The 20,070-nt window shown below is 69.8% G+C and carries 18 protein-coding genes; 9 read left to right on the top strand and 9 right to left on the bottom strand.

What is annotated here, in order from left to right; translation table 11 throughout:
- Positions 1 to 4: 4 nt before the first annotated feature.
- Entirely contained in the window at positions 5 to 910 is a 906-nt protein-coding gene (locus DJ018_RS03910) for an SMP-30/gluconolactonase/LRE family protein (protein ID WP_111513563.1), read from the bottom strand.
- A gap of 147 nt (positions 911 to 1,057) precedes the next feature.
- Here DJ018_RS03910 and DJ018_RS03905 point away from each other — a divergent pair, with 147 nt between their 5' ends.
- Positions 1,058 to 1,294 (top strand): hypothetical protein, encoded by a 237-nt coding sequence (locus DJ018_RS03905; protein WP_111513562.1) that lies wholly within the window; start codon positions 1,058 to 1,060, stop codon positions 1,292 to 1,294.
- Between the two features lie 5 nt (positions 1,295 to 1,299).
- On the opposite strand, the gene DJ018_RS03900 is transcribed toward DJ018_RS03905, so the two are convergent.
- The gene (locus DJ018_RS03900) at positions 1,300 to 2,772 is read right to left on the bottom strand and encodes a L,D-transpeptidase family protein (protein ID WP_111513561.1); all 1,473 of its coding nucleotides are present in this window, start codon (positions 2,770 to 2,772) and stop codon (positions 1,300 to 1,302) included.
- A gap of 20 nt (positions 2,773 to 2,792) precedes the next feature.
- Here DJ018_RS03900 and DJ018_RS03895 point away from each other — a divergent pair, with 20 nt between their 5' ends.
- The 7 genes from DJ018_RS03895 (at position 2,793) to trxA (ending at position 12,835) form a co-directional block, all read left to right on the top strand.
- Positions 2,793 to 3,662 carry a GNAT family N-acetyltransferase gene (locus DJ018_RS03895; protein WP_111513560.1) on the top strand — a complete coding sequence of 290 codons (870 nt, stop codon included), beginning with the start codon at positions 2,793 to 2,795 and terminating at the stop codon, positions 3,660 to 3,662.
- 23 nt (positions 3,663 to 3,685) lie between these two features.
- Positions 3,686 to 4,138, top strand: coding sequence for a tRNA (adenosine(37)-N6)-threonylcarbamoyltransferase complex ATPase subunit type 1 TsaE (gene tsaE, locus DJ018_RS03890; RefSeq protein ID WP_111513559.1), 453 nt, complete (start codon positions 3,686 to 3,688; stop codon positions 4,136 to 4,138).
- Entirely contained in the window at positions 4,098 to 5,213 is a 1,116-nt protein-coding gene (gene amgK, locus DJ018_RS03885) for an N-acetylmuramate/N-acetylglucosamine kinase AmgK (RefSeq protein ID WP_111513558.1), read from the top strand. Before tsaE ends, amgK begins: the two co-directional genes overlap by 41 nt.
- Positions 5,210 to 5,926, top strand: coding sequence for a nucleotidyltransferase family protein (locus DJ018_RS03880; RefSeq protein ID WP_240609443.1), 717 nt, complete (start codon positions 5,210 to 5,212; stop codon positions 5,924 to 5,926). The genes amgK and DJ018_RS03880 overlap by 4 nt, the downstream gene beginning before the upstream one ends.
- A complete protein-coding gene (gene addB, locus DJ018_RS03875; RefSeq protein ID WP_111513556.1) occupies positions 5,923 to 8,925 on the top strand; it encodes a double-strand break repair protein AddB in 3,003 nt (1,000 codons plus the stop codon). Before DJ018_RS03880 ends, addB begins: the two co-directional genes overlap by 4 nt.
- On the top strand, positions 8,922 to 12,422 hold the full coding sequence (addA, locus tag DJ018_RS03870; protein ID WP_111513555.1) for a double-strand break repair helicase AddA: 3,501 nt from the start codon (positions 8,922 to 8,924) through the stop codon (positions 12,420 to 12,422). The genes addB and addA overlap by 4 nt, the downstream gene beginning before the upstream one ends.
- Before the next feature lie 83 nt (positions 12,423 to 12,505).
- Positions 12,506 to 12,835: a thioredoxin gene (gene trxA / locus DJ018_RS03865; RefSeq protein ID WP_111513554.1), complete on the top strand. Its 330-nt coding sequence runs from the start codon at positions 12,506 to 12,508 to the stop codon at positions 12,833 to 12,835.
- 126 nt (positions 12,836 to 12,961) lie between these two features.
- Here the strand turns inward: trxA and DJ018_RS03860 are convergent, their stop codons facing one another.
- The 5 genes from DJ018_RS03860 to DJ018_RS03840 are packed head-to-tail and all read right to left on the bottom strand — an operon-like array spanning position 12,962 to position 17,955.
- Positions 12,962 to 14,293: a bifunctional folylpolyglutamate synthase/dihydrofolate synthase gene (locus tag DJ018_RS03860; RefSeq protein ID WP_111513553.1), complete on the bottom strand. Its 1,332-nt coding sequence runs from the start codon at positions 14,291 to 14,293 to the stop codon at positions 12,962 to 12,964.
- Between the two features lies 1 nt (position 14,294).
- Positions 14,295 to 15,215 carry an acetyl-CoA carboxylase, carboxyltransferase subunit beta gene (gene accD, locus DJ018_RS03855; protein WP_111513552.1) on the bottom strand — a complete coding sequence of 307 codons (921 nt, stop codon included), beginning with the start codon at positions 15,213 to 15,215 and terminating at the stop codon, positions 14,295 to 14,297.
- Between the two features lie 11 nt (positions 15,216 to 15,226).
- A complete protein-coding gene (gene trpA, locus DJ018_RS03850) occupies positions 15,227 to 16,060 on the bottom strand; it encodes a tryptophan synthase subunit alpha (RefSeq protein ID WP_111513551.1) in 834 nt (277 codons plus the stop codon).
- Between the two features lie 12 nt (positions 16,061 to 16,072).
- The gene (gene trpB, locus DJ018_RS03845) at positions 16,073 to 17,293 is read right to left on the bottom strand and encodes a tryptophan synthase subunit beta (protein WP_111513550.1); all 1,221 of its coding nucleotides are present in this window, start codon (positions 17,291 to 17,293) and stop codon (positions 16,073 to 16,075) included.
- 17 nt (positions 17,294 to 17,310) lie between these two features.
- Positions 17,311 to 17,955 (bottom strand): phosphoribosylanthranilate isomerase, encoded by a 645-nt coding sequence (locus DJ018_RS03840; RefSeq protein ID WP_111513549.1) that lies wholly within the window; start codon positions 17,953 to 17,955, stop codon positions 17,311 to 17,313.
- A 102-nt stretch (positions 17,956 to 18,057) separates the two neighbouring features.
- Between DJ018_RS03840 and DJ018_RS03835 the strand changes: the two genes are divergently transcribed.
- The gene (locus tag DJ018_RS03835) at positions 18,058 to 18,615 is read left to right on the top strand and encodes a hemerythrin domain-containing protein (protein WP_111513548.1); all 558 of its coding nucleotides are present in this window, start codon (positions 18,058 to 18,060) and stop codon (positions 18,613 to 18,615) included.
- Here DJ018_RS03835 and DJ018_RS03830 read toward each other — a convergent pair.
- A complete protein-coding gene (locus tag DJ018_RS03830; protein WP_111514664.1) occupies positions 18,612 to 19,508 on the bottom strand; it encodes a CPBP family intramembrane glutamic endopeptidase in 897 nt (298 codons plus the stop codon). The genes DJ018_RS03835 and DJ018_RS03830 overlap by 4 nt on opposite strands.
- 54 nt (positions 19,509 to 19,562) lie before the next feature.
- Positions 19,563 to 20,009, bottom strand: coding sequence for a large-conductance mechanosensitive channel protein MscL (gene mscL, locus DJ018_RS03825; RefSeq protein ID WP_420849501.1), 447 nt, complete (start codon positions 20,007 to 20,009; stop codon positions 19,563 to 19,565).
- Positions 20,010 to 20,070 lie beyond the last annotated feature (61 nt).

The following is a 20,070-nucleotide window of genomic DNA, read 5'->3' as shown; positions in this document are numbered from 1 at the left end:
AGCCTCAGAAAGTCTTCGCGCCGCGCACCGGCAGCAGCAGGGCGTAGAGCGAGGTCGTCGCGCAGATGTAGAGCCGGTTGCCGCGCGGGCCGCCGAAGCAGACGTTGGCCACCATCTCGCCGACCCGGATGCGGCCCAGCAGCCGGCCATCGGGAGCGTAGACGTGGACGCTTTCGTGGGCGCTGGTCCAGAGCCGGCCGGCTTCGTCGAAGCGGAAGCCGTCGAAGAAGCCTTCTTTCAGTTCGGCGAACACCTCGCCGCCGGTGAGCCGATCGCCGTCGACGTCGAAGGCGCGGATGTGGCGCGGGCCGTCCTTGCGGTGGGTGCCGCCGGTGTCTGCAATAAACAGACGTCGCTCGTCGGGTGAGAAGGCGATTCCGTTGGGGCGGACGAAGTCGCTGGCAACCCTCGAGAGAACGTTGGTATGCGGATCTAGGCGGTAGACGTGGCAGCCGTCCTGCTCGGGATCGGCGCGGACGCCCTCGTAGTCGCTGTCGATGCCGTAGGCCGGGTCGGTGAACCAGATGGAGTCGTCGGAGCGGACGACGAGGTCGTTGGGGCTGTTGAGGCGGCGGCCTTCGAAACGGTCGGAGAGGACGGTGAGCGAGCCATCGTGCTCGGTCCGCAGGATGCGGCGGCCGCCGTGCTGGCAGCTGACCAGGCGGCCCTGGCGGTCGACCGTGTTGCCGTTGGTGAAGTCGGAGGGTTCGCGGAAGACGCTGACCTGGCCGGTGGTCTCGTCGAAGCGCAGCAGGCGGTTGTTCGGAATGTCGCTCCAGACCAGCTGGCGGTGAGCCGGGAAATAGGCCGGGCCTTCCGCCCATCGGCAGCCGTCGTAGAGGCGCTCCAGACGAGCGGTGGTGTTCACGCAGGCGGCGAACTCATCGTCCAGAAACTCGATCTCGCCCAAGCGCGCCTCCTTTGTGGGAGCGCGATCCTAGCGAGGCTTTCGCCGAGCGGAAGGGTGAACGCGTTCGGCGAAAAACCTGCCCGGCGCCGCTTGCGGCTCGCGCCTCGGACTCCACCTACAGGTCAACGAAAATCGGGAGTGAGACACATGGACGAGGCCACCATCACCGTCATTCCCGTGCCCGGCGGCTGGGCTGTCCAACCGGGCGACGGCGAAGCGACGCTGTTCTTCCAGGGCGGCCGGGCCGAGGCCCATGCCCGCAAGCTCGCGCAGGCGAGCTGGAAGGCCGGGGCCCCGGCGCGCGTGCTCGTGCACAATCGCGAAGGGGTGCTGGTCGGGAGCTGGGAGATCGGGCCCTTCGGCGAGAGCCAGGTCACCCACTAGCGCCCTCAGAGGGCGGCCACGGTGCGGGCCTTCGTCCCGTCCAGAAGCTTCAGCAGCTCGGCGTCCCAGCCATAGACATCCGGACGGAAGGCGATGCGCCCGTCCTGCGGGAAGGCGGTCAGGTAGATCAGCCGGACCGGCACCTTCTCCGCCAGCTTGACGTGGGTGGTCTCGCCGGACGCGAGCACCTGGTCGACACGTTCGTTGGACCAGCCCTGCTGACGGGCGACCAGCATCCTGGCGAACGGCACCGCCTGGGCTAGACGGACGCAGCCGTGGCTGACCGCCCGCTGGGTGCGGTTGAACGCCGCCTTGGCCGGGGTGTCGTGCAGGTACACCGCGAAAGGGTTGTCGAAGTCGAACTTCACCAGGCCCAGAGCGCTGTCGGGCCCGGGCTTTTGCACCACACGACCGTCCTTCACCTCGTAGCCGTGCTCGGCGAAGTAGCCCGGGTTGCTGGCCTGCTTCGGATAGAGCTCCTCCTGGGCGATGCCGTCCGGCACGTTCCAGGGTGGGTTCAGCACGATGGTGTCGATAGAGGAGGCCAGCATGGGCGTCTCGTCGCCGGGCTTGCCCGACGCGGCGAGCATGTGCACCGCGTGGCGACCGCCTTCGTAGTAGTCCATCACGGCGGCGGCGGTGTTCACGTCCACCCGGGTGGCCGGCTCCTCGCGGGGCAGCCAGCGCAGGCGCTCGAGGTTGGCGCGGATCTGGGCGGCGCGACCGGCCGCCGGCACGTTCAGCTCGCGCAAGGTGGCCTCGTCCAGCTGGCCGGTGGCCGGCAGCCCATGCAGCGCCTGGTAGCGGTTCACGGCGGCGGCCAGCGCGCCGTCAAACGGCGCATTGACGTCCTGATCCTTCAGGCCCGCGTCCTCGAACGCGAGGCGCTGGCGAAGGGCGGTCACCTGCCCAGCGTCGGGGACGGTGGGCCAGCCGCCAGCGGCCACGATCTTGAGGTAGTTCAGGTAGGCGCTCTGCAGCGCCTTGTACTGGTCGCTCTGAGGCGGCTGCTGGTCCAGCCAGTCCTTGAAGTCGCCGGCCTTCACAGCCTCGCGCAGGCTGGCTTCGGCGTCGTAGGGCTCGGAGCGCAGGGTCCAGTCGGCGGGCATCGCCTTGCGCGGGATGCTGCGCCCGTGCTGCGCTTGTCCGTAGGCGACGAGCTGCGCGTAGAGCAGCCGGTCGCGGGTCTTGGTGTCCCCATCTTCACCGAGCTTGCGGATGCGCTCCACCGAGAACTGGTCCTGGGAGAAGCCGTGCTCCGGCGCCTTGGCCAGCACATCGAGCGCGTTGTTCACGTCGTTGCGGGCGATGGTTCCGTCTTGGGGGGTGCTGCGGCTGCAGGCGGCGGCCAGAAGGCTCAGGGACGCGGCGCCGAGGAACGCCTCTCGGCGCGAGACATAACCTTTGATCATGAAGCCATAACGCCGAACCTGCGCCTTGGTGGCGTACGACTTTGCAAGCTTGCCGCTGCGCCGCACGCTGACGCATTCTCCGTGGCATGACGGTCGCCTCGCCCGCCCACGCTGTCACGCGACGGGCCAGTCGCACGCACATCATCGACGTCCTGATCGCCGAGCGGGCGCCGAAGCTGGCCGCCAGTCCGGTCTGGCCCCTGGCGCGACCACTGCTTTACCGGCTGCTCGACTACGGCAAGGCGCGTCGCATGGCCGATGCAATCGGGCCCATGGGCGGGCGGCAGGCGCTGGATTACGTGTCCGATCTGCTGGGCTTGGACGTCACGGTTCAGGGATTGGAGCGCACGCCTGCCGCCGGCCGGGTGGTGGTGGTCTGCAACCATCCCACCGGCATCGCCGACGGAATCGCCGCGTACGACGCCCTGAGAGGCGTTCGACCCGATCTTGTCTTCTACGCCAACGCCGACGCGCACCGGGTCTCAGCCCGGCTGTCGGATGTGCTGATCCCGGTGGAATGGGTCGAGAACAAGCGCACGCGAGACAAGACCCGGACCACCTTGCAGATGACCCGCGAGGCCATGGAGGCGGAGCGTTGCCTGGTCATCTTCCCGGCGGGGCGGCTCGCGCGGCGCCAGCCCGATGGCGCCCTGTGCGATCCGGTCTGGATGAGCAGCGCCGTTTCCATCGCCCGCAAGTACGAGGCTCCGGTTCTGCCGGTGCATGTGGAGGGGCCCTGGTCGACCCTGTTTCACCTTTTCCATGGCGTCTCGCAGGAGCTGCGGGACATCACCCTCTTCCATGAGATGCTGAACAAGCGTGGTCGGCCGTTCCGCCTGATCGTCGGGCCCGTCATCCCCCCATCGAAACTGGAAGGCGATCCAGTTGAGGCGACGGCGGCGCTGAAACGCTATGTGGAAGGCGTCCTTCCCAACGAACCGGAGCGTCCGTTCTGAAGACCTTCGAAGTCGACCGCGACTTGCGTCTCCCCAACGAGGCGGCGACGGCGCGCCTTGGCGCCGCGATCGCCCAGGCGCTGCAGCCCGGCGAGGCCGTGTGCCTGTCCGGACCCTTGGGCGCCGGCAAGTCGACCCTCGCCCGGGCGCTGGTGCGGGCGCTGACCACGCCGGACGAGGACGTGCCCTCGCCGACCTTCACCATCGTCCAGTTCTACGAAGGGCCGCGACTTCACGTCGCCCACTTCGATCTTTATCGCCTCTCGTCGCCGGACGAGGCCTATGAGATCGGTTTGGACGAGGCGCTGGAGGACGGCGCGGCGGTGATCGAGTGGCCGGAGCGCCTGGAGGGCCGCCTGCCGCCGGACCGACTCGATATAGAGATCGGGCCACAGCCCAATAGCGAAGAGGGACGGTACGTGCGGTTCGTCCCGCATGGATCGTGGGAAGGACGCGGGATTGAGTTCGGATCGTGAGGCGGAAAAGGCCGAGTTTCTGAAGGCCAACGGCTTTGGCGCGGCCCGTCGCCAGCCGCTGAGCGGCGACGCCTCCACCCGGGCCTACGAGCGCCTCTTCATGCCGAGCGGCGTGTCCTTGATCTTCATGGACCAGCCGCCGGCGCTGGAAAGCGCCCCTTGTCCGCCGGAGGCGACCGCCGAGGAACGGCGCGCGGCCGGCTATAACGCCCTGGCGCGCCTGGCGGCGGGCCGGGTGGACGCCTTCGTGGCCACCGCCGGCTGGCTGCGTGAGCATGGCCTTTCCGCGCCGCAGATCCTTGCGGCTAAACCGGCGCGCGGTCTGGCCGTCCTGGAGGACCTGGGCGACGATCTCTTCGCCCGTCTCATCGAGAACGGCCACGACGAAGCGCCGATGTATGACGGCGCCATCCAAGCCCTGGTGCGCATGCACGAGCAGACGCCGCCCGACGTGCTCGCCTACGACGGCGCGAGCTGGCCTCTGCTGAGCTATGACGAGGTGGCGCTGCAAACGGCCGATGCGCTCTTCGTCGAGTGGCTGCCGAAGCTTCGGACCGAGCTCGCCTTCAGCCCGGACGCTGTCGCCGAGTGGAACGCCATCTGGGCGCCGATCCGGGCGCGCGGGGCGGCGGGCGCGACGGTGTTCTGCCACCGCGACTACCACGCCGAAAATCTGATCTGGCTGCCGGAGCGCGAGGGCTGCGCACGGGTCGGCCTGCTGGACTTCCAGGACGCCTTGAAGGCTCACCCGGCCTGGGACATGTCCATGCTGCTGCACGATGCGCGCCGGGACGTCTCGCCGGAACGCGAGGCGGCCGCTCTTCGGCGGTACTTCGAGCTGAAGCCGGACCTCGACCGCGAACAGTTCCTGGCCGACTACCATGCGCTGGGCGCGCTGAACGTTCTGCGTATCCTGGGCATCTTCGCGCGGCTGGTGACGCGGGATTCCAAGCCGCGGTACGCCGCCTTCATGCCGAGGCTCTGGGGCTATCTCGACCGCTGCCTGGCCGATCCACAGATGGCGGGATTGAAGGACTGGATGGACCGCTACGTTCCGCAGGAGGCCCGCCGGTGACCGGGGGGCCGCGCACGGCGATGGTGCTCGCGGCGGGTCTGGGGACCCGCATGCGACCGCTGACCGACACCATGCCCAAGGCGCTGGTGCCGGTGGGCGGGCGGGCGCTGATCGACCGCGTGCTGGACCGTTTGGTGGAAGCCGGGGTCGAACGGGCGGTGGTGAACGTCCACTACCTGGCCGACCAGATGGTGGAACACCTGGGCCGGCGTAGCGATCTGGAGATCCTGATCTCCGACGAGCGTGACGAGCTGCTCGACAGCGGCGGCGGCATTCAGCACGCCCGCCCGTTGCTGGGCGAAGAGCCCATCTTCCTGGCCAACATCGACTCTCTTTGGGTCGATCGTGGAGAGGCGCCGCTCGAGACGTTGAAACGGACGTGGAATCCAGACGCCATGGACCTGCTGCTGCTGCTTGTGCGGCGCGGGGACGGCATCGGTTTCGAAGGACCGCAAGGCTTCCTGATGGATGACGCCGGGCGGCTGACCCATTCCACCTCGCTGGAGGTGGTGACGCCGTTCGCCAATGTCGGTTTCGGCATCATGAAGCCGCAGGTGCTGGACGATCAGCCGAAGTCGGGTGCGTTCCCGATCCAGCCGACGTGGCGCCGGCTGCAGTCTGAAGGCCGGCTGTTCGGCGCTGTGATGGACGCGTTCTGGATGCACGTGGGCGATCCCGCCGCCAGGGGGGCGGCCGAGGCGCGCCTGAAATGACCGCCTTCTTCGAGCGTGCGGGTCCGCGCTGGTACAACATCCCGGCGCACCGGCCCTTCGCCCAGGACCTCGCCCGCGGACTGCACGACGCGCTGTCCCCGTTCGGGCCTGAAGCGCTCTCCGAAGCCATCGTCCTGACGCCCACCCGGCGGGGCGCACGGGCGCTGGCGGACGCCTTCATTTCGGCGGCCGGCGGCAAGGCCGTGCTGCCGCCGCAGATGCGACCGCTCGGCGACCTTGAAGAAGGCGAGCCGCCGTTCGAGCCGGGCGACCTGGCGTTGGACCTGCCGGCGGTAATCGAGCCGCTGAAGCGCAGGTTCGAGCTGACCCGCCTGGTCGCCGACCACGAGCACCTGCTGGAAGGCCGCACCCTGACGGCGGCTGCCGCCCTGGAGCTGGCCGATGCGCTCGGCGGCTTCTTCGACTCCGTGCAGATCGAGGAGGCGGAGATCGAGGGCCGCCTCGCCGACCTGGTGGACAGCGAGCTGGCCGAGCACTGGCAGGTGTCGCGCACATTCCTGGAAGCGGCGGCCAGCGGCTGGCGCCATCGTCTGGCGGACCTGGGCGTGGTGGACGTGAGCGAGCGCCGCGTGCGCCTGCTGCGGCGGCTGGCCGAGACCTGGTCGCTGAACCCGCCCCAGGCGGTGCTTGTCGCCGCCGGCTCCACCGGCACGGCGCCGGCCACCCGCGCCCTGCTGGCGGCGGTGGCTTCCGCGCCGCGTGGCGCGGTGGTGCTGCCCGGGCTGGACGAGGGCCTGGCGGACAAGGCCTGGGCCAAGGTGGACGTGCAGCACCCGCAAGGGGCGCTGAAGCGCCTGTTGGACGAGGCGGGCGTCACCAAGAACGATGTCGCTGTCTGGCCCGCCTCCATCGCAGCGGACAGCCGTGGCCGGTGGCGTAGGCGGCTGGTCAACGAAGCGCTGCGGCCCGCCGAAGAGACGGCCGACTGGCTCCGGGTGATCGACAGCCTGCGGGCCGAGGGCGCCAAGGAAGGCATCGATCCGATCGCCGAAGGCTTCGACGGGTTGTCGGTGCTGACCGCCCGCACGGAGGAGGAGGCGTCCACGGCCGCCGCCCTGCTGCTGCGCGAGGCGCTGGAAACGCCGGAGCGGACGGCGGCCCTGGTCACGCCCGACCAGACGCTGGCGCGTCGGGTCACCGCCAAGCTCGCGCGATGGGGGGTGATCCCGGACAGCTCGGCAGGCGAGCCGCTGGCCGGCTGCCGCTGCGGCGCGCTTTGCGGCCTGGTGTCGCGCCTGGCCATTGATCCGCTGGATCCGGTGGTGCAGCTCGCCATCGTCAAGCACCCCTATGTCCGCATGGGACGCGAGGCCGAGGCGCTGGCCGAGGCGGCCCGGACGCTGGAACTGAAGGGGCTGCGCGGCCCGCGCGCCCAAACCTGGGAGCGGCTGGAGGCCAAGCTTGCGCCGCATGCGGAGGCCGCCGCGCTGGCGCGGGATCTTCGGGCGCTCGCCGAGGCGCTGCAGGCGCCGTTCGCTGAGGGTCTGGCCTCGCCCGCCGAGGCCACACGGCTGATCGCCGCCACGATGGAGTCGCTGTGCCGCGGGCCTGACGGCGCGCTGGGCGAGCTTTGGACCGGCCCGGGCGGCGAGGCCATGAGCCGGCTGCTGTCGGGGCTGATCCGGGAATCCGACGGCCTGCCGCCGGCCAGCCCACGCGGGTTCGCCGACCTGCTGGAGCGGCTGATGGAGGGCGAGACGGTGCGGGCCGGCGGCTCGACCCATCCGCGCCTGCGCATCCTGGGCGCCATCGAGGCGCGGCTGGTGCGCGCCGATCGCCTGGTGGTGGCGGGGCTGGAAGAAGGGGTGTGGCCCAGGGGCGCGCCGCTGGATCCGTTCCTGTCGCGCCCGATGCGCGAGCGGCTGGGCCTGCCTTCGCCCGAGCGGCGGATCGGCCTGGCGGCGCACGACTTCGCGCAGGCCGCCTGCGCGCCCGAAGCCATTCTGCTGCACACCGAGCGGCGGGAAGGCGCGCCGGCGGTGAAATCGCGCTGGCTGTGGCGGCTGGAGACCCTGGCGCGCGGCGCGGGCGTAGCGATACCCAGCCGCACTGAGGTGCTGGACTGGGTCGCGGCGCTGGACGAGCCGGGGGCGCCGGAACCGGCGAAGCGGCCGGCGCCCGTGCCGCCAGTGGCCGATCGCCCGCGCAAGATGGCGGTGACCCGCGTGGAGACCCTGACCCGCGATCCCTACGCCGTTTGGGCGCGGGACATCCTGAAGCTTTATCCCATCGACCGGCCGGATGTGGCGGCCGACGTGCGCGCCCGCGGCACGGCCATCCACAAAGCGTTCGAGCTGTTCGCCGAGCGTTTCCCCGGCGCCGTGCCGGCCGACGCGGCCGAGGTGTTCGAGGGGCTCTATCTCGAGGCGCTGGCAGAGGCGGGGCTGCCGCAGGAAGCCCTAGCCCGCGAGGCGGCCCTGGCCCGGGAGGCCGCACTGTGGGTGGCCGATCTGGAGCGGGAGCGCCGGGCCGATGGGCGCAAGATCCACGTGGAGCTTTATGGTGAGCTGGCGGTGCGTGCCCCGGCCGGCGAGTTCGTGGTCACCGCGAGGGCCGACCGCATCGAGCAGACCGCCGACGGCGAGGGGCACATCCTCGACTACAAGACCGGCAAGGCGCCTTCCAAGAAGGAGGTCGAAACCGGCTTTTCGCCCCAGCTGACGCTCACCGCCGCCATCCTGCAGGCGGGCGGTTTTGCGGACCTGGGCCCCTTGCGACCCGGCGAGCTGACCTATCTGGAGATCACCGGACGGCGGCCGGCGGGCAAGATCGAGTGCCGGGCCGCAGGCGAGGAAAGCGGCTTCGCCGTCGCCATGGCGGTGGAAGGGCTGGAGCAGCTGATCGCCCGCTACGACCAGCCGGACCAGCCGTATATCTCGCGCACCGCGCCGCAGTTCGTGAAGGCGCGGGTCAGCGACTACGACCACCTGGCGCGGGTGTTCGAGTGGTCCACCAGCGGTGAGGAGGGCGAGGAATGAGCCTCGTCATCGACTTCCCCCGGCGGACCCTGGCCATCGATCCGCAGCAGCGGGCGGCGGATCCGCAGCTGTCGGCCTTCGTCACCGCCAACGCGGGGTCGGGCAAGACAAAGACCCTGATCGACCGGGTGGCGCGCCTGCTGCTGGCGGGCGCCAAGCCTGAGACCATCCTGTGCGTGACCTACACCAAGGCGGCGGCGGCCGAGATGCAGCGGCGTCTTTACGGCGTGCTGGGCGGCTGGTCGGTGGCGCCGGACGGCAAGCTGCGCGCGGAACTGGCCAAGCTGCAGGACGGGCAGCCGGGCGACTACACGGACGAGGAGTTGTCGGAGGCGCGGGCCCTGTTCGCCCGCGCGCTGGAGACGCCAGGCGGGCTGAAGATCCAGACCATCCACGCCTTTTGCGAAAAGCTGCTGCGGCGGTTCCCGCTGGAAGCAGGGGTCTCGCCGGGCTTTCGGGTGATGGACGATGCGGCCTCGGCCTTTGTCGCCCAGGCGGCGCGGCGGGCGGTGGCGCAGCACGCCATGGCCGCGCCCGGCCAGATCGCGGAGGCCTACGCCCGCTTCTCTGTGGCGCTCGACCACCAGAGCTTCCAGTCGATGTTCGCCGACTTCGAAGCGCGGCGGGGGGCTCTGCACGAGTTCATCCGCAGCCAGGGCGGCTTTGCAGGGGCGGCCGACTGGGCGTGGCGCAAGTGCGGCTTCGACGGCGAGACCTCGCCAGCGGCGGAGGCCCAGGCGGCCATGGCGCGCATGGACCGCGCCCTGTGGCGCGAGGCGGCCGAGGTGCTGAGCGGGGGCGGCAAGACCGACCAAGGCTGCGCCCAGCAGATGTTCGCGGTGACCGCCGATCCGGAAGCGGCTCTCGAGCAGGCGCTGAAGGTGTTCTTCACCAAGGGCGGCGAGGGGCCGGCGGCGACCTGGGTCGGCAAGACCAGCGGGCTGAAGAGCCGGGAAGGCCTGCGGGTCCTGCTGCTGGCCGAGCAGGCGCGGCTGGAGGAGGCGCGCGCGCGGGTGCGGGCGGCGCAGGTGGCGCTGGACACGGTGGATGCGCTGACGCTGGCCCACGCGTACCTGACGGCCTACGACCTGGAGAAGCGGCTGTCGGGGGCGCTCGATTTCGCCGACCTGATCGAGAAGACCTGCGCGCTTCTGAAGAACCGGCCGGCGGCGGCCTGGGTGCTCTACAAGCTGGACGGCGGGGTGGACCACATCCTGGTGGACGAGGCGCAGGACACCGCGCCCGACCAGTGGACCATTGTCGATGCGCTGACGGAGGAGTTCTTCTCGGGCGAGGGCGTCGGCCGCCACCAGGGCAAGCTCAAGCGCAACATGTTCGTTGTGGGCGACGAGAAGCAGTCGATCTACTCGTTCCAGGGCGCGCGGCCCGAGCTGCTGATCCGCAAATTCGAGTTCCACCGCGAGCGGGCCACCGGGGCCGGCTTCAAGTTCGAGCGCGTCGACCTGCTGACCTCCTGGCGCTCGACGCCGCAGGTGCTGTCGTTTGTGGATGCGGTGTTCGCGCCGGTGCAGCTGGCGGCGGCGATCCAGCCGCGGATCGAGGCGGAAAAGGTCGTCCACGAGGCGCAGCGCAAGGACCACGCCGGCTGCGTCGACGTCTGGCCGCTGACCTTCGAGGAGAAGGGGCCGGAGCGCCTGGCCTGGGACGCGCCGCTGGACGCCGAAAGCGAGCAGAGCGCCAACCGCCGGCTGGCCCGCAACATCGCCTGCGAGATCAAGACGCTGATCGCTCGAGGCGACCGGGTGTTCGACAAGGATCTGCGCGAGTGGCGGCCGGCCCATGCGGGCGACGTGCTGATCCTGGTGCGGCGGCGCAAGGCGCTGTTCGAGGAGATCCTGCGGGCGCTGAAGCACGAGGGCATTCCGGTGGCGGGCGCCGACCGGCTGGCGCTGTCCGAGCACATCATCTTCGACGACCTGGTGGCGCTCGCTCGGTTCGTGCAGTTCCCGGGTGACGAGCTGAACCTGGCGGCCCTGCTGAAGAGCCCGTTCTGCGGCCTTACCGACGACAGCCTCTACGAGCTGGCGTTCAGGCGGGGACGCGAGGGGCTGTGGGAGCGGCTGCAGCGGCGGGCTGGGGCGCAGGAGGACTGGACCCACGCCCATGCGGTGCTGGCCAAGGCGCTGGCGGAAGGGCGCAGCCGGCGACCGTTCGAGTTCTACTCAGCCATGCTCGGCCACCTGGATGCGCAGGGCTGGTCCTTGCGCAAGCGGCTGCTGAAGCGGCTGGGATCGGAGGCGCAGGACGCGCTGGACGAGTTCCTGGCGCAGGTGCTGACCGCTGAAGCACGAGGCATCCACGACCTGGAGAGCCTGGCCGCGGCCTTCGCCAGCCTGGACATCACCGTGAAGCGGGAGATGGACGCGCCGACCGCCGAGGTGCGGGTGATGACCGCACACGGGGCCAAGGGGCTGGAAGCGCCGATTGTGTTCCTGCCGGAAACCACGCTGACGCGCACGGCGCGCGGCTCGCCGCTGCTGAAGACGGAGGACGGCGGGTTCCTGTGGTGCGTGTCCAAGGAGCGGGACTGCGAAGCCAGCGCCTCGGCGCGCGAGGCGCGGGTGCGGGCCGAGGAGAACGAGGCCTTCCGGCTGCTCTATGTGGCGCTGACCCGGGCGCGGGACCGGCTGGTGTTGTGCGGCCGAGCGGCGGCGGGGGCCAAGCCGGAGAATATCGAGGGCTGGTGGGGCGCGGTCTCGCGGGCGCTGGACCACGACGACATCGCCCCGCATGTGCGTACCGTCGGCTGCAACGGCATGGAGATCCGCCGCTACGGTCCCGATCCGGTGGCGATGGGCGGGGTGGCGGCCGCCGTGCGGGCCAAGCTGAAGGCTCCCGACTGGGCGCGGAAGATCGCGCCGGCCGAGGCGTTCTCTCGCTACGCTTCGCCATCGGACCTGGGCGAGGGCGCGAAGGCGGCGGCCGCTTCGCCGCTGTCCGAGGTCTCGGGGCTGGGCCGGTTCCGGCGCGGGGACCTGATCCACCGGCTGCTGCAGCTGCTGCCCGACATCGTGGCGGAGGAGCAGGGCCGGGCGGCGGAGGCGCTGCTGGCGCGCGAGCGGGACCTGTCGGACGAGCAGCGGAGCGAGATGGCGCGGGCGGCGCTGACCGTGCTGCGCGACCCGCGCTTCGGAGAGGTGTTCGGGCCCGGCTCGCGGGCGGAGGTGGCCATCGCGGGCGCCTCCGCGAAGCTGCCGGCGGGCCTGAAGATTTCCGGCCGCATCGACCGGCTGGTGGTGCTGCCCGACCGGGTGCTGGTGGCCGACTTCAAGACCAACCGGCCTTCGCCGGACCGGATCGAGGACGCCGACCCGGCGTACCTGCGGCAGATGTCGCTCTATGCGGCGGTGCTGGGCGAGGTGTTCCCCGGCCGGCGGATCGAGGCGGCGCTGGTCTGGACGGACGGGCCGAAGCTGATGCCGATCCCAGAAAACCTGATCGTCCAGACGCTTGCCGACCTGCGCCGTGACGGTTGATACCCGGCCGAGCCCCGCCTACATCGGCGGATCGAAAGGGCGTCAGGCCGCGTTCCTGCGGCCCGACGCGTGAGGAGTTACCCATGAGCACCGTCAAGGTCACCGACGAGTCCTTCGAGTCCGACGTCCTGCAGGCGCAAGGTCCCGTCCTGGTGGACTTCTGGGCCGAGTGGTGCGGTCCCTGTAAGCAGATCGCGCCCGCGCTGGAGCAGATCTCGGAAGAGCTCGCCGGCCAGGTGACCATCGCCAAGCTGAACATCGAAGAGAGCCCGACCACCCCGTCCCGCTACGGCGTTCGCGGCATCCCGACCATGATGCTGTTCAAGGGCGGCCAGATGGCTTCCATGAAGGTGGGCGCCATGCCCAAGCAGAAGATCGTCGAGTGGCTTAATGAGGCTGGCGTCAGCGCCTGACGTCCTGCTCCTCCCCTTAAGGGGAGGTGACCCGCAGGGTCGGAGGGGGTTCCAGCCGCAGACCCGGCTGGTGAAACCCCCTCAGCCGCTTCGCGACAGCTCCCCCTGAGGGGGAGCAACTAAGAACTAGGTCGGCCAGGTCTCTGGACTCATCGCCAGGACCTCGCCGGCGAAGTGCAGGCCGCCGCAGATCAGGACGTGAGGCGCAGGCCCGTCCACCTGCAGCGCGGCGCGCACCGCTTCCGTCACATCGCCAACCGTTGTCACGCCCAGGCCGACCGAGCGGGCCGCCTGAGCGAGTTCGTCCGCGCTTGCCGCGTTGGGCGAGTCGAAGGTGGTGGTGAACACCGTCGGGTGCATCTCGGCGAAGGGCAGGAAGAAGCCGCGGGCGTCCTTGCGGGCGAACATGCCGGCGATGAGCACCAGGGGCCGCGGATCACGATCCACCAGGCGCGAGGCGGCTTCCGCCAGGGCGCGGCCGGCATGCGGATTGTGGCCGCCGTCTAGCCACAGGTCCGAGCCGCGGGCCCGCGCCATTTCGGCGAGCGGCCCCTTGGTCAGCCGCTGGAAGCGGGCGGGCCAGGTGGTGGAGGCGACGCCGCCGCCGACCTCGTCCTCCGACAGGTCGGGCTTGAACGTCAGGGCGGCGGCCACGGCGAGGCCGGCGTTGGCGAACTGGTAGCCGCCGAACAGGCTGGGCGGGGGCAGGTCCAGCAGGCGCTCGGGCATCTGAACCAGCAGCCGGCCGCGCTCCTCCCAGGCGTCGAAGTCCTCGCCCATCTTGAGCAGCGGCGCGCGAAGCTTGGCGGCCTCGCGCTCGATCACCTCGCGCGCTTCGTCCATCTGGCGGGCGACCACCACGGGGCGGCCGGCCTTGATGATGCCAGCCTTCTCCCAGGCGATCTTGGAAAGCTCGGGCCCCAGCAGCTCCAGGTGATCGTAGTCGACCGGCGTGATGACGCTGACGGCCGGGGCGTCGAATATGTTGGTGGCGTCGAAGCGGCCGCCGAGACCGACCTCGATCACGCAAAGGTCGGCCGGCGTGTCGGCGAAGGCCTGGATGGCCAGAACGGTGGCGATCTCGAAGAAGCTGATCGGCTCGCCCGCGTTGGCGGCCTCCAGCTGATCGACCAGCTGTTCGAGCCGTGCATCGCTGATCAGCTCGCCGGCGACGCGGATCCGTTCGGAAAAGCGGACCAGATGCGGAGAGGTGAGGCAATGGACCTTCAGGCCGGCCGCCTCGGCGATGGCCCGCAGGTAGGCGACGGTGGAGCCCTTGCCGTTGGTGCCGGCGACGTGGATCACCGGCGGCAGGCGCGTCTCAGGATTGCCCAAGGCGGCCAGCAGCCGCTCGACCCGGCCGGTGGTCAGGTCGATCAGGCTCGGGTGATTGGCGCGGAGGCGCTGGATCGCCAGATCCGAGGCGCGGATCTGATCGAAATGATGCGAGGACGACACCTCAGGCGGCGGCGGAAGCCGCGCGTCCCATCATCAGGGTCTTGAGGATCGAGCTGAGCACCGCCGGCAGTTCGCCACGTGTGGTCACCCGGTCGATCATCCCGCGCTCCACCAGGAATTCCGACTTCTGGAAGCCGGGCGGCAGGGTTTCCCGGATGGTCTGCTCGATCACCCGCCGACCGGAGAAGCCGATGGTGGCGTTCGGCTCGGCCAGGTGGACATCGCCCAGCATGGCGTAAGAGGCCAGCACGCCGCCCGTGGTCGGGTCGGTGAGCACCACGACGTAGGGCAGGCCGGCCGCCTTGACCTCGTTCAGCGCCAGGGTCGTGCGGGCCATCTGCATGAGGGACAGGGTGCCCTCCTGCATGCGCGCGCCGCCGGAGGCGGTGAAAATCACCAGGGGGACGTTGCGAGTCACGGCTTCCTGAGCGGCCTTCACGAAGGTCTCGCCGGCGCCCATGCCGAGCGAGCCGCCCATGAAGCTGAAGTCCTGGACGATCACGACGGCGGGCTGGCCCTGGATCTGGCCAAAGCCGATGGCCATGGAGTCCTGTTCGCCCGTGGTCTTGCGCGCGGCCTTCAGGCGGTCCGCATAGGGCTTCTCATCCGGAAACTTGAGCGGATCGTCGAGCACGACCGGCGAGGCGATCTTCTCGAACTGGCCATCGTCGAAGGTGTAGCGCAGGCGCTGGGCGGCCCCGATCCGCATGTGGAAGCCCGACGGCGTCACCCACAGGGAGGCTTCCAGATCCGGACGGTAGATCATCTCGCCGGTGTCCGGGCACTTCACCCAGAGGTTCTCGGGCGTGTCGTTCTTCTTCTGGAAGGCGCCACGCACGCCCGGGGCGATGCGCGCAAGCCAGCCGGAGCGCTCACGAGGCGCGGCGGGGCGCGCAGACTTTTCGGTACGATTCTCAGCCATAGCCTTGGTTCTCAGAGCGCCGCCTGGCCGGCTCGTGCGTGGCGCACAGACTTGGCCAGAGAAGCGACTTTGGAAAGAACACGCTGCGTCACGTCTTCGTTGGCGGCGAGGCCCGCCGCGACTTCCTCGACCAGCGCCGAGCCGACCACGGCGGCGTCAGCGACGCGAGCGATCGCGGCGGCTCTTTCCGGGGTCTTGATGCCGAAGCCGACGGCAACCGGCAGGCCCGAGGCCTTGCGAACGCGTTCAACGGCGGGGGCGACGGCGCCGGCGTCCGCTTCCTTGACGCCGGTCACGCCGGCCACGGACACGTAGTAGACGAACCCTGAGGTGCGGCGCACGACGGTCGGCAGACGGTTGTCGTCGGAAGTGGGGGTCGCCAGGCGGATCAGCGACAGCTCCTCGGCGTCGAGCGCGTCCGCCAGGGGATCGGCTTCCTCCGGCGGGATGTCGACGACGATCAGGCCGTCCACGCCTGCCGCGGCGGCGTCACGCGCGAAGGCGGCATAGCCGCGGCTGACCAGAGGATTGGCGTAGCCCATCAGGATGATGGGGGTGTCCTGATCGGATTTGCGGAACTCGGCGATCAGCGCGAGGGTCTTGGCGAGGCCCATGCCGCTGGAAAGGGCGCGCTGGGCGGCGCGCTGGATCGGCGGCCCCTCAGCCATGGGGTCGGAAAAGGGAAAGCCCACCTCGATCAGGTCGGCGCCCGCCGCGGGCAGGCCCTTCAGGATTTCGAGCCCGGTCTCGAAGTCCGGATCGCCGGCCATGACATAGGCGATGAAGGCGGCGCGGCCCTCGGCCTTCAGGGCCGAGAACCGGGCGTCGATACGCGCGGTGGTCAAATCAGGCGTTCCCTAGATCTGGCGGCCGAGATGGTTGGCGACCGTGGCCACGTCCTTGTCGCCGCGGCCGGACAGGTTCAGCACCACGACGCCGTCCTTGCCGACGTCGCGGGCCACGTCCGGCAGGCGGGCCAGGGCGTGGGCGGACTCGATGGCCGGCAGGATGCCCTCCAGCTCGGCCAGGAGCTTGAAGGCGTCCAATGACTCCTGGTCGGTGGCGGTGAGGTAGGTCGCCCGGCCGACGTCGTTCAGCCAGGAGTGTTCGGGCCCGATGCCGGGATAGTCGAGGCCGGCCGAGATTGAGTGCGCCTCGGTGATCTGGCCTTCGTCGTCCTGCAGCAGGTAGGTCATGTTGCCATGGAGCACGCCCGGGCGGCCGCCGTTGATGGCCGCGGCGTGCTTGCCGGTGCCCATGCCTTCGCCCGCGGCTTCGACGCCGATCAGGCGCACGCCTTCGTCGTTCAGGAAGGGATGGAAGATGCCGATAGCGTTGGAGCCGCCGCCGACGCAGGCGACCACGGCGTCAGGCAGCCGGCCTTCCAGCTCCAGGATCTGCTCGCGCACTTCCTTGCCGATCACCGACTGGAAGTCGCGGACCATCTCCGGATAGGGGTGCATGCCGGCGGCGGTGCCGATCAGGTAGTAGGTGTCGTGGACGTTGGTGACCCAGTCACGGAGCGCCTCGTTCATGGCGTCCTTGAGGGTGGCCGAGCCGGAGGTCACCGCCTCGACCTGGGCCCCCAAAAGGTTCATGCGGAAAACGTTCGGCTTTTGCCGCTCCACGTCCACCGCGCCCATGTAGACGACACAGGGCAGGCCGAAGCGGGCGCAGACGGTGGCGGTGGCCACGCCGTGCTGGCCGGCGCCGGTTTCCGCGATGATCCGAGTCTTGCCCATGCGCTGGGCCAGCAGGATCTGGCCCATGCAGTTGTTGATCTTGTGGGAGCCGGTGTGATTCAGCTCCTCGCGCTTCAGGTAGATCTTCGCCCCGCCGAAATGCTCGGTCAGGCGTTCGGCGAAGTAGAGCGGACTGGGCCGGCCCACATAGTGGGTCATGAAGCTGGAAAGCTGCGCCTGGAACTCCGGATCCGCCTTGGCCGCGCGGTAAGCCGCGTCCAGCTCAAGCACCAGAGGCATCAGGGTTTCCGGCACATACCGGCCGCCGAATTCGCCGAAGCGGCCGTTCGCGTCGGGATAGGACGAATAATCGTTAGGTCTGGAGGGCGCGTTCACGAGCGTTTTCCGAGCCTTCACGCTTTGCGGGCGGCGTCCAGGAACGCCGAAATCAAGGAGGGGTCCTTTAAGCCCGGCCCGCGTTCCACGCCAGAGGAAACGTCCACCATGGGCGCGCCGGACAGGCGCACGGCCTCGGCCAGATTCCAGGGATCGAGGCCGCCGGCCAGGAACCAGGGCCTGGCGAAACGCCGTCCGGCCACCAGGGACCAGTCGAAAGCGCGGCCGGCGCCGCCGGGCAGGGCGGCGTCCTTGGGCGGCTTGGCGTCGAACATCAGGTGCTCGACAACAGGCTCATAGTCGGCGGCGGCGGCGAGGTCGGAGGCTTCGGAGACCGGAAGGGCCTTGATGATTCCGACGCCGGCGCGGGCGGCGATCTCCCGCGTGCGGCTCGGCGTCTCGTGGCCGTGGAGCTGGATCAGATCGGGCCGCAGGATGCGGGCGATGTCGTCCACCAGCGCGTCGTTGGGATCGACGGCCAGCGCGACGATTTTCGCCCCCCGGCCACGCGCGGGCTCGGCCAGCCGGGCGGCGGCTTCTGGCGCGAGGTTGCGGGGGCTCTTGGGGAAGAAGACGAAGCCCAGGAAGCTCGCCTGGCCTTCCAGGGCGGCGCGCACCGCCTCGGGCGTGGAAACGCCGCAGATCTTGGCCATCACGGACATGAGGGGGGATTAGGGTCTCCCGGCCCCCTGCCGCAAGGGAAGATCGCCCGGAACATGGCCGGGCGCCGGCCAGTTGGGACCGCGCCCTCCAGGAGATCGCCCATGTCGCAAGCTTCCGCCGGCCACTTCGGCCGCCTCGCCACCGCCGGGGCCATCGGCCTCGTCGCAGGTCTCGCCCTGCCGCACGCCCGTAAGTCCGTCATGCAAGGCCCGTCCCTCGCCGCCGGCGACTGGGTGGACGCCCTGACCGCCGAGCATCGGATGGTGGAGAAGATGTTCGACGCCCTGCTGAAGACCGGCGACGACGAGCGGCTGAAGCGCGAGATGCTGCTGACCAAGATCGCCTATGCGCTGACCAAGCATGCGGTGGAGGAAGAGAACGTCATCTATCCGGCGCTGGCCGAACACGCCCGGACGGATCAGTCGCGGCACCTGACCGAGGACCACCTCGAGGTGAAGACCTTTATCTACGACCTGCGCCGGACGGACACGTCCGACCCCCGCTGGCTCCTCAAGGCCCGCGCTTTCCTGGGCCACCTGCAGCACCACATGCGCGAGGAGGAGGAGGACATTTTCCCGTCGTTCCGCGAGGCGCTGCCGCCGGAAGAGAACGCAAAGCTCACCAAGATGATGAATTGGGAAGGCTTCAAGGTCGCCTAGTCGCGGGCTTCGAAGTTCCCCTTGCGGCGGGCGCGGGCCAGGACCACGACCGCGACCGCCGTGCCCACAACCATGGCTGGGAGGGAAGCCTCCGGACCGAACGCTCCGCCACTGAGCCACTCGGGCGCGGTGGGAAGCGGTCGGCTGGCGAACAGGCTGGGGCCCACATCGAGGCCGGAGACGGCGGCGCCCCACACCCAGCCCTGGGTGAAGTTCCAGGCGGCGTGCACGCCCACTGACATCCAGATGCGGCCGGTCAGGAGGTAGAAGCCGGCCAGCATCAGGCCGGCCTCCAGCGCGATGGCGATCGCGGCCGTCATGCTGGCGTTGGGGTTGGCCAGGTGCATGACGCCGAACAGGGCGGCCTGGAGGACAAGGGCCGGCCAGACCCCGAAGGCGCGCATGGCCAGCCGCAGGATGATGGCCCGCATGATCAGCTCCTCCAGCGTGCCGGAGGCGATGGAGATCGAGACCATGTCCCAGGCGGAGGCTGTGCGCGGGCCGGTGACCTCGTAGGCGCCGGTGGCGACCAGCAGGCCGACGACGGCAGTCATCATCGCAGCCCCGATGACCAGGCCGGCGGCGGTCTCTGGGACCAGCCGGCGCAGGCCGATCTCGGAGGCGGTGCGCTGCTCGGCCAAGCGGACAAGGCCGGCGTAAAGGGCAAAGCCTGCCGCGCAGATCAGCGACACCAGAAGCACGCCGGCCGGATCCCCGAACCGGTCCGCTACCGCCGGCGGCAGGGTCACGGCGGCGGCGTCGACCAGCATGAAGAGGACGAACAGGGCGAGCGCCCAGCCGGTCGCGCGCAGCCAGCGCAGCTTGCCGGGCCTAAGGACGCGACGCGATCCAAGCTCCACCCGGTCGGCGGTTTCGGGAACGAGGGCGGACATGGGCGGCGCTCCGTGCGGTTCAGCGTCGAGCACGGAGCCCATTCGCGTGAACGGTCAAGCCGTAGGCGGCGCTTTCGGCGGCTCGACCTGGCCCGCCTGGACCTTCAGGAGGTCGCGGATTTCGGTGAGCAGGAGTTCCTGCGGCGTCGGGGCGGGCGGCGCCTTGCCCTTGTCCGCGGCGTCGCGACGGCGAATGACGTTGACCAGCTTGACCAGCAGGAACACGGCCCAAGCGACAATGACGAACTTCAGCACCGCATTGAAGAAGGCGCCGTAGCTAATCGCCACCAGTTCGTTTTCCGGCGTCAGCGGGTTGTCGCGCTTGAGCACCCACTGGAGCTTGGAGAAGTCGATCCCCTGCAGCATCAGGCCGATGGGCGGCATGATGATCAGGTCGACCAGACCTTTGACGATGTCGTTGAAGGCCGCGCCGATGATGACGCCGACCGCCAGGTCGATGACGTTGCCGCGGGCGATGAACTCGCGGAACTCGCCCAGGATCGGAACGCGCTTGTCGATCTTGCCTTCGAGCTTCTTCAGCTCTTCGTGGACGTTGGTCACG

The sequence above is a fragment of the Phenylobacterium deserti genome (genome assembly GCF_003254705.1).
Taxonomy (GTDB): Bacteria; Pseudomonadota; Alphaproteobacteria; order Caulobacterales; family Caulobacteraceae; genus Phenylobacterium; species Phenylobacterium deserti.
Note: the sequence above shows the minus strand (reverse complement) of the source record. Positions and strands in the feature narration are given on the sequence as shown.

What these genes read in the sequence shown, in the direction of transcription:
- DJ018_RS03905 (WP_111513562.1), top strand. Translation starts at nt 1,058, where the DNA reads ATGGACGAGGCCACCATCACCGTCATTCCCGTGCCCGGCGGCTGGGCT.
- addB (WP_111513556.1), top strand. Translation starts at nt 5,923, where the DNA reads ATGACCGCCTTCTTCGAGCGTGCGGGTCCGCGCTGGTACAACATCCCG.
- addA (WP_111513555.1), top strand. Translation starts at nt 8,922, where the DNA reads ATGAGCCTCGTCATCGACTTCCCCCGGCGGACCCTGGCCATCGATCCG.
- trxA (WP_111513554.1), top strand. Translation starts at nt 12,506, where the DNA reads ATGAGCACCGTCAAGGTCACCGACGAGTCCTTCGAGTCCGACGTCCTG.
- amgK (WP_111513558.1), top strand. Translation starts at nt 4,098, where the DNA reads ATGGATCGTGGGAAGGACGCGGGATTGAGTTCGGATCGTGAGGCGGAA.
- DJ018_RS03895 (WP_111513560.1), top strand. Translation starts at nt 2,793, where the DNA reads ATGACGGTCGCCTCGCCCGCCCACGCTGTCACGCGACGGGCCAGTCGC.
- DJ018_RS03835 (WP_111513548.1), top strand. Translation starts at nt 18,058, where the DNA reads ATGTCGCAAGCTTCCGCCGGCCACTTCGGCCGCCTCGCCACCGCCGGG.
- DJ018_RS03840 (WP_111513549.1), bottom strand. Translation starts at nt 17,955, where the DNA reads ATGTCCGTGATGGCCAAGATCTGCGGCGTTTCCACGCCCGAGGCGGTG.
- accD (WP_111513552.1), bottom strand. Translation starts at nt 15,215, where the DNA reads ATGGCTGAGAATCGTACCGAAAAGTCTGCGCGCCCCGCCGCGCCTCGT.
- DJ018_RS03830 (WP_111514664.1), bottom strand. Translation starts at nt 19,508, where the DNA reads ATGTCCGCCCTCGTTCCCGAAACCGCCGACCGGGTGGAGCTTGGATCG.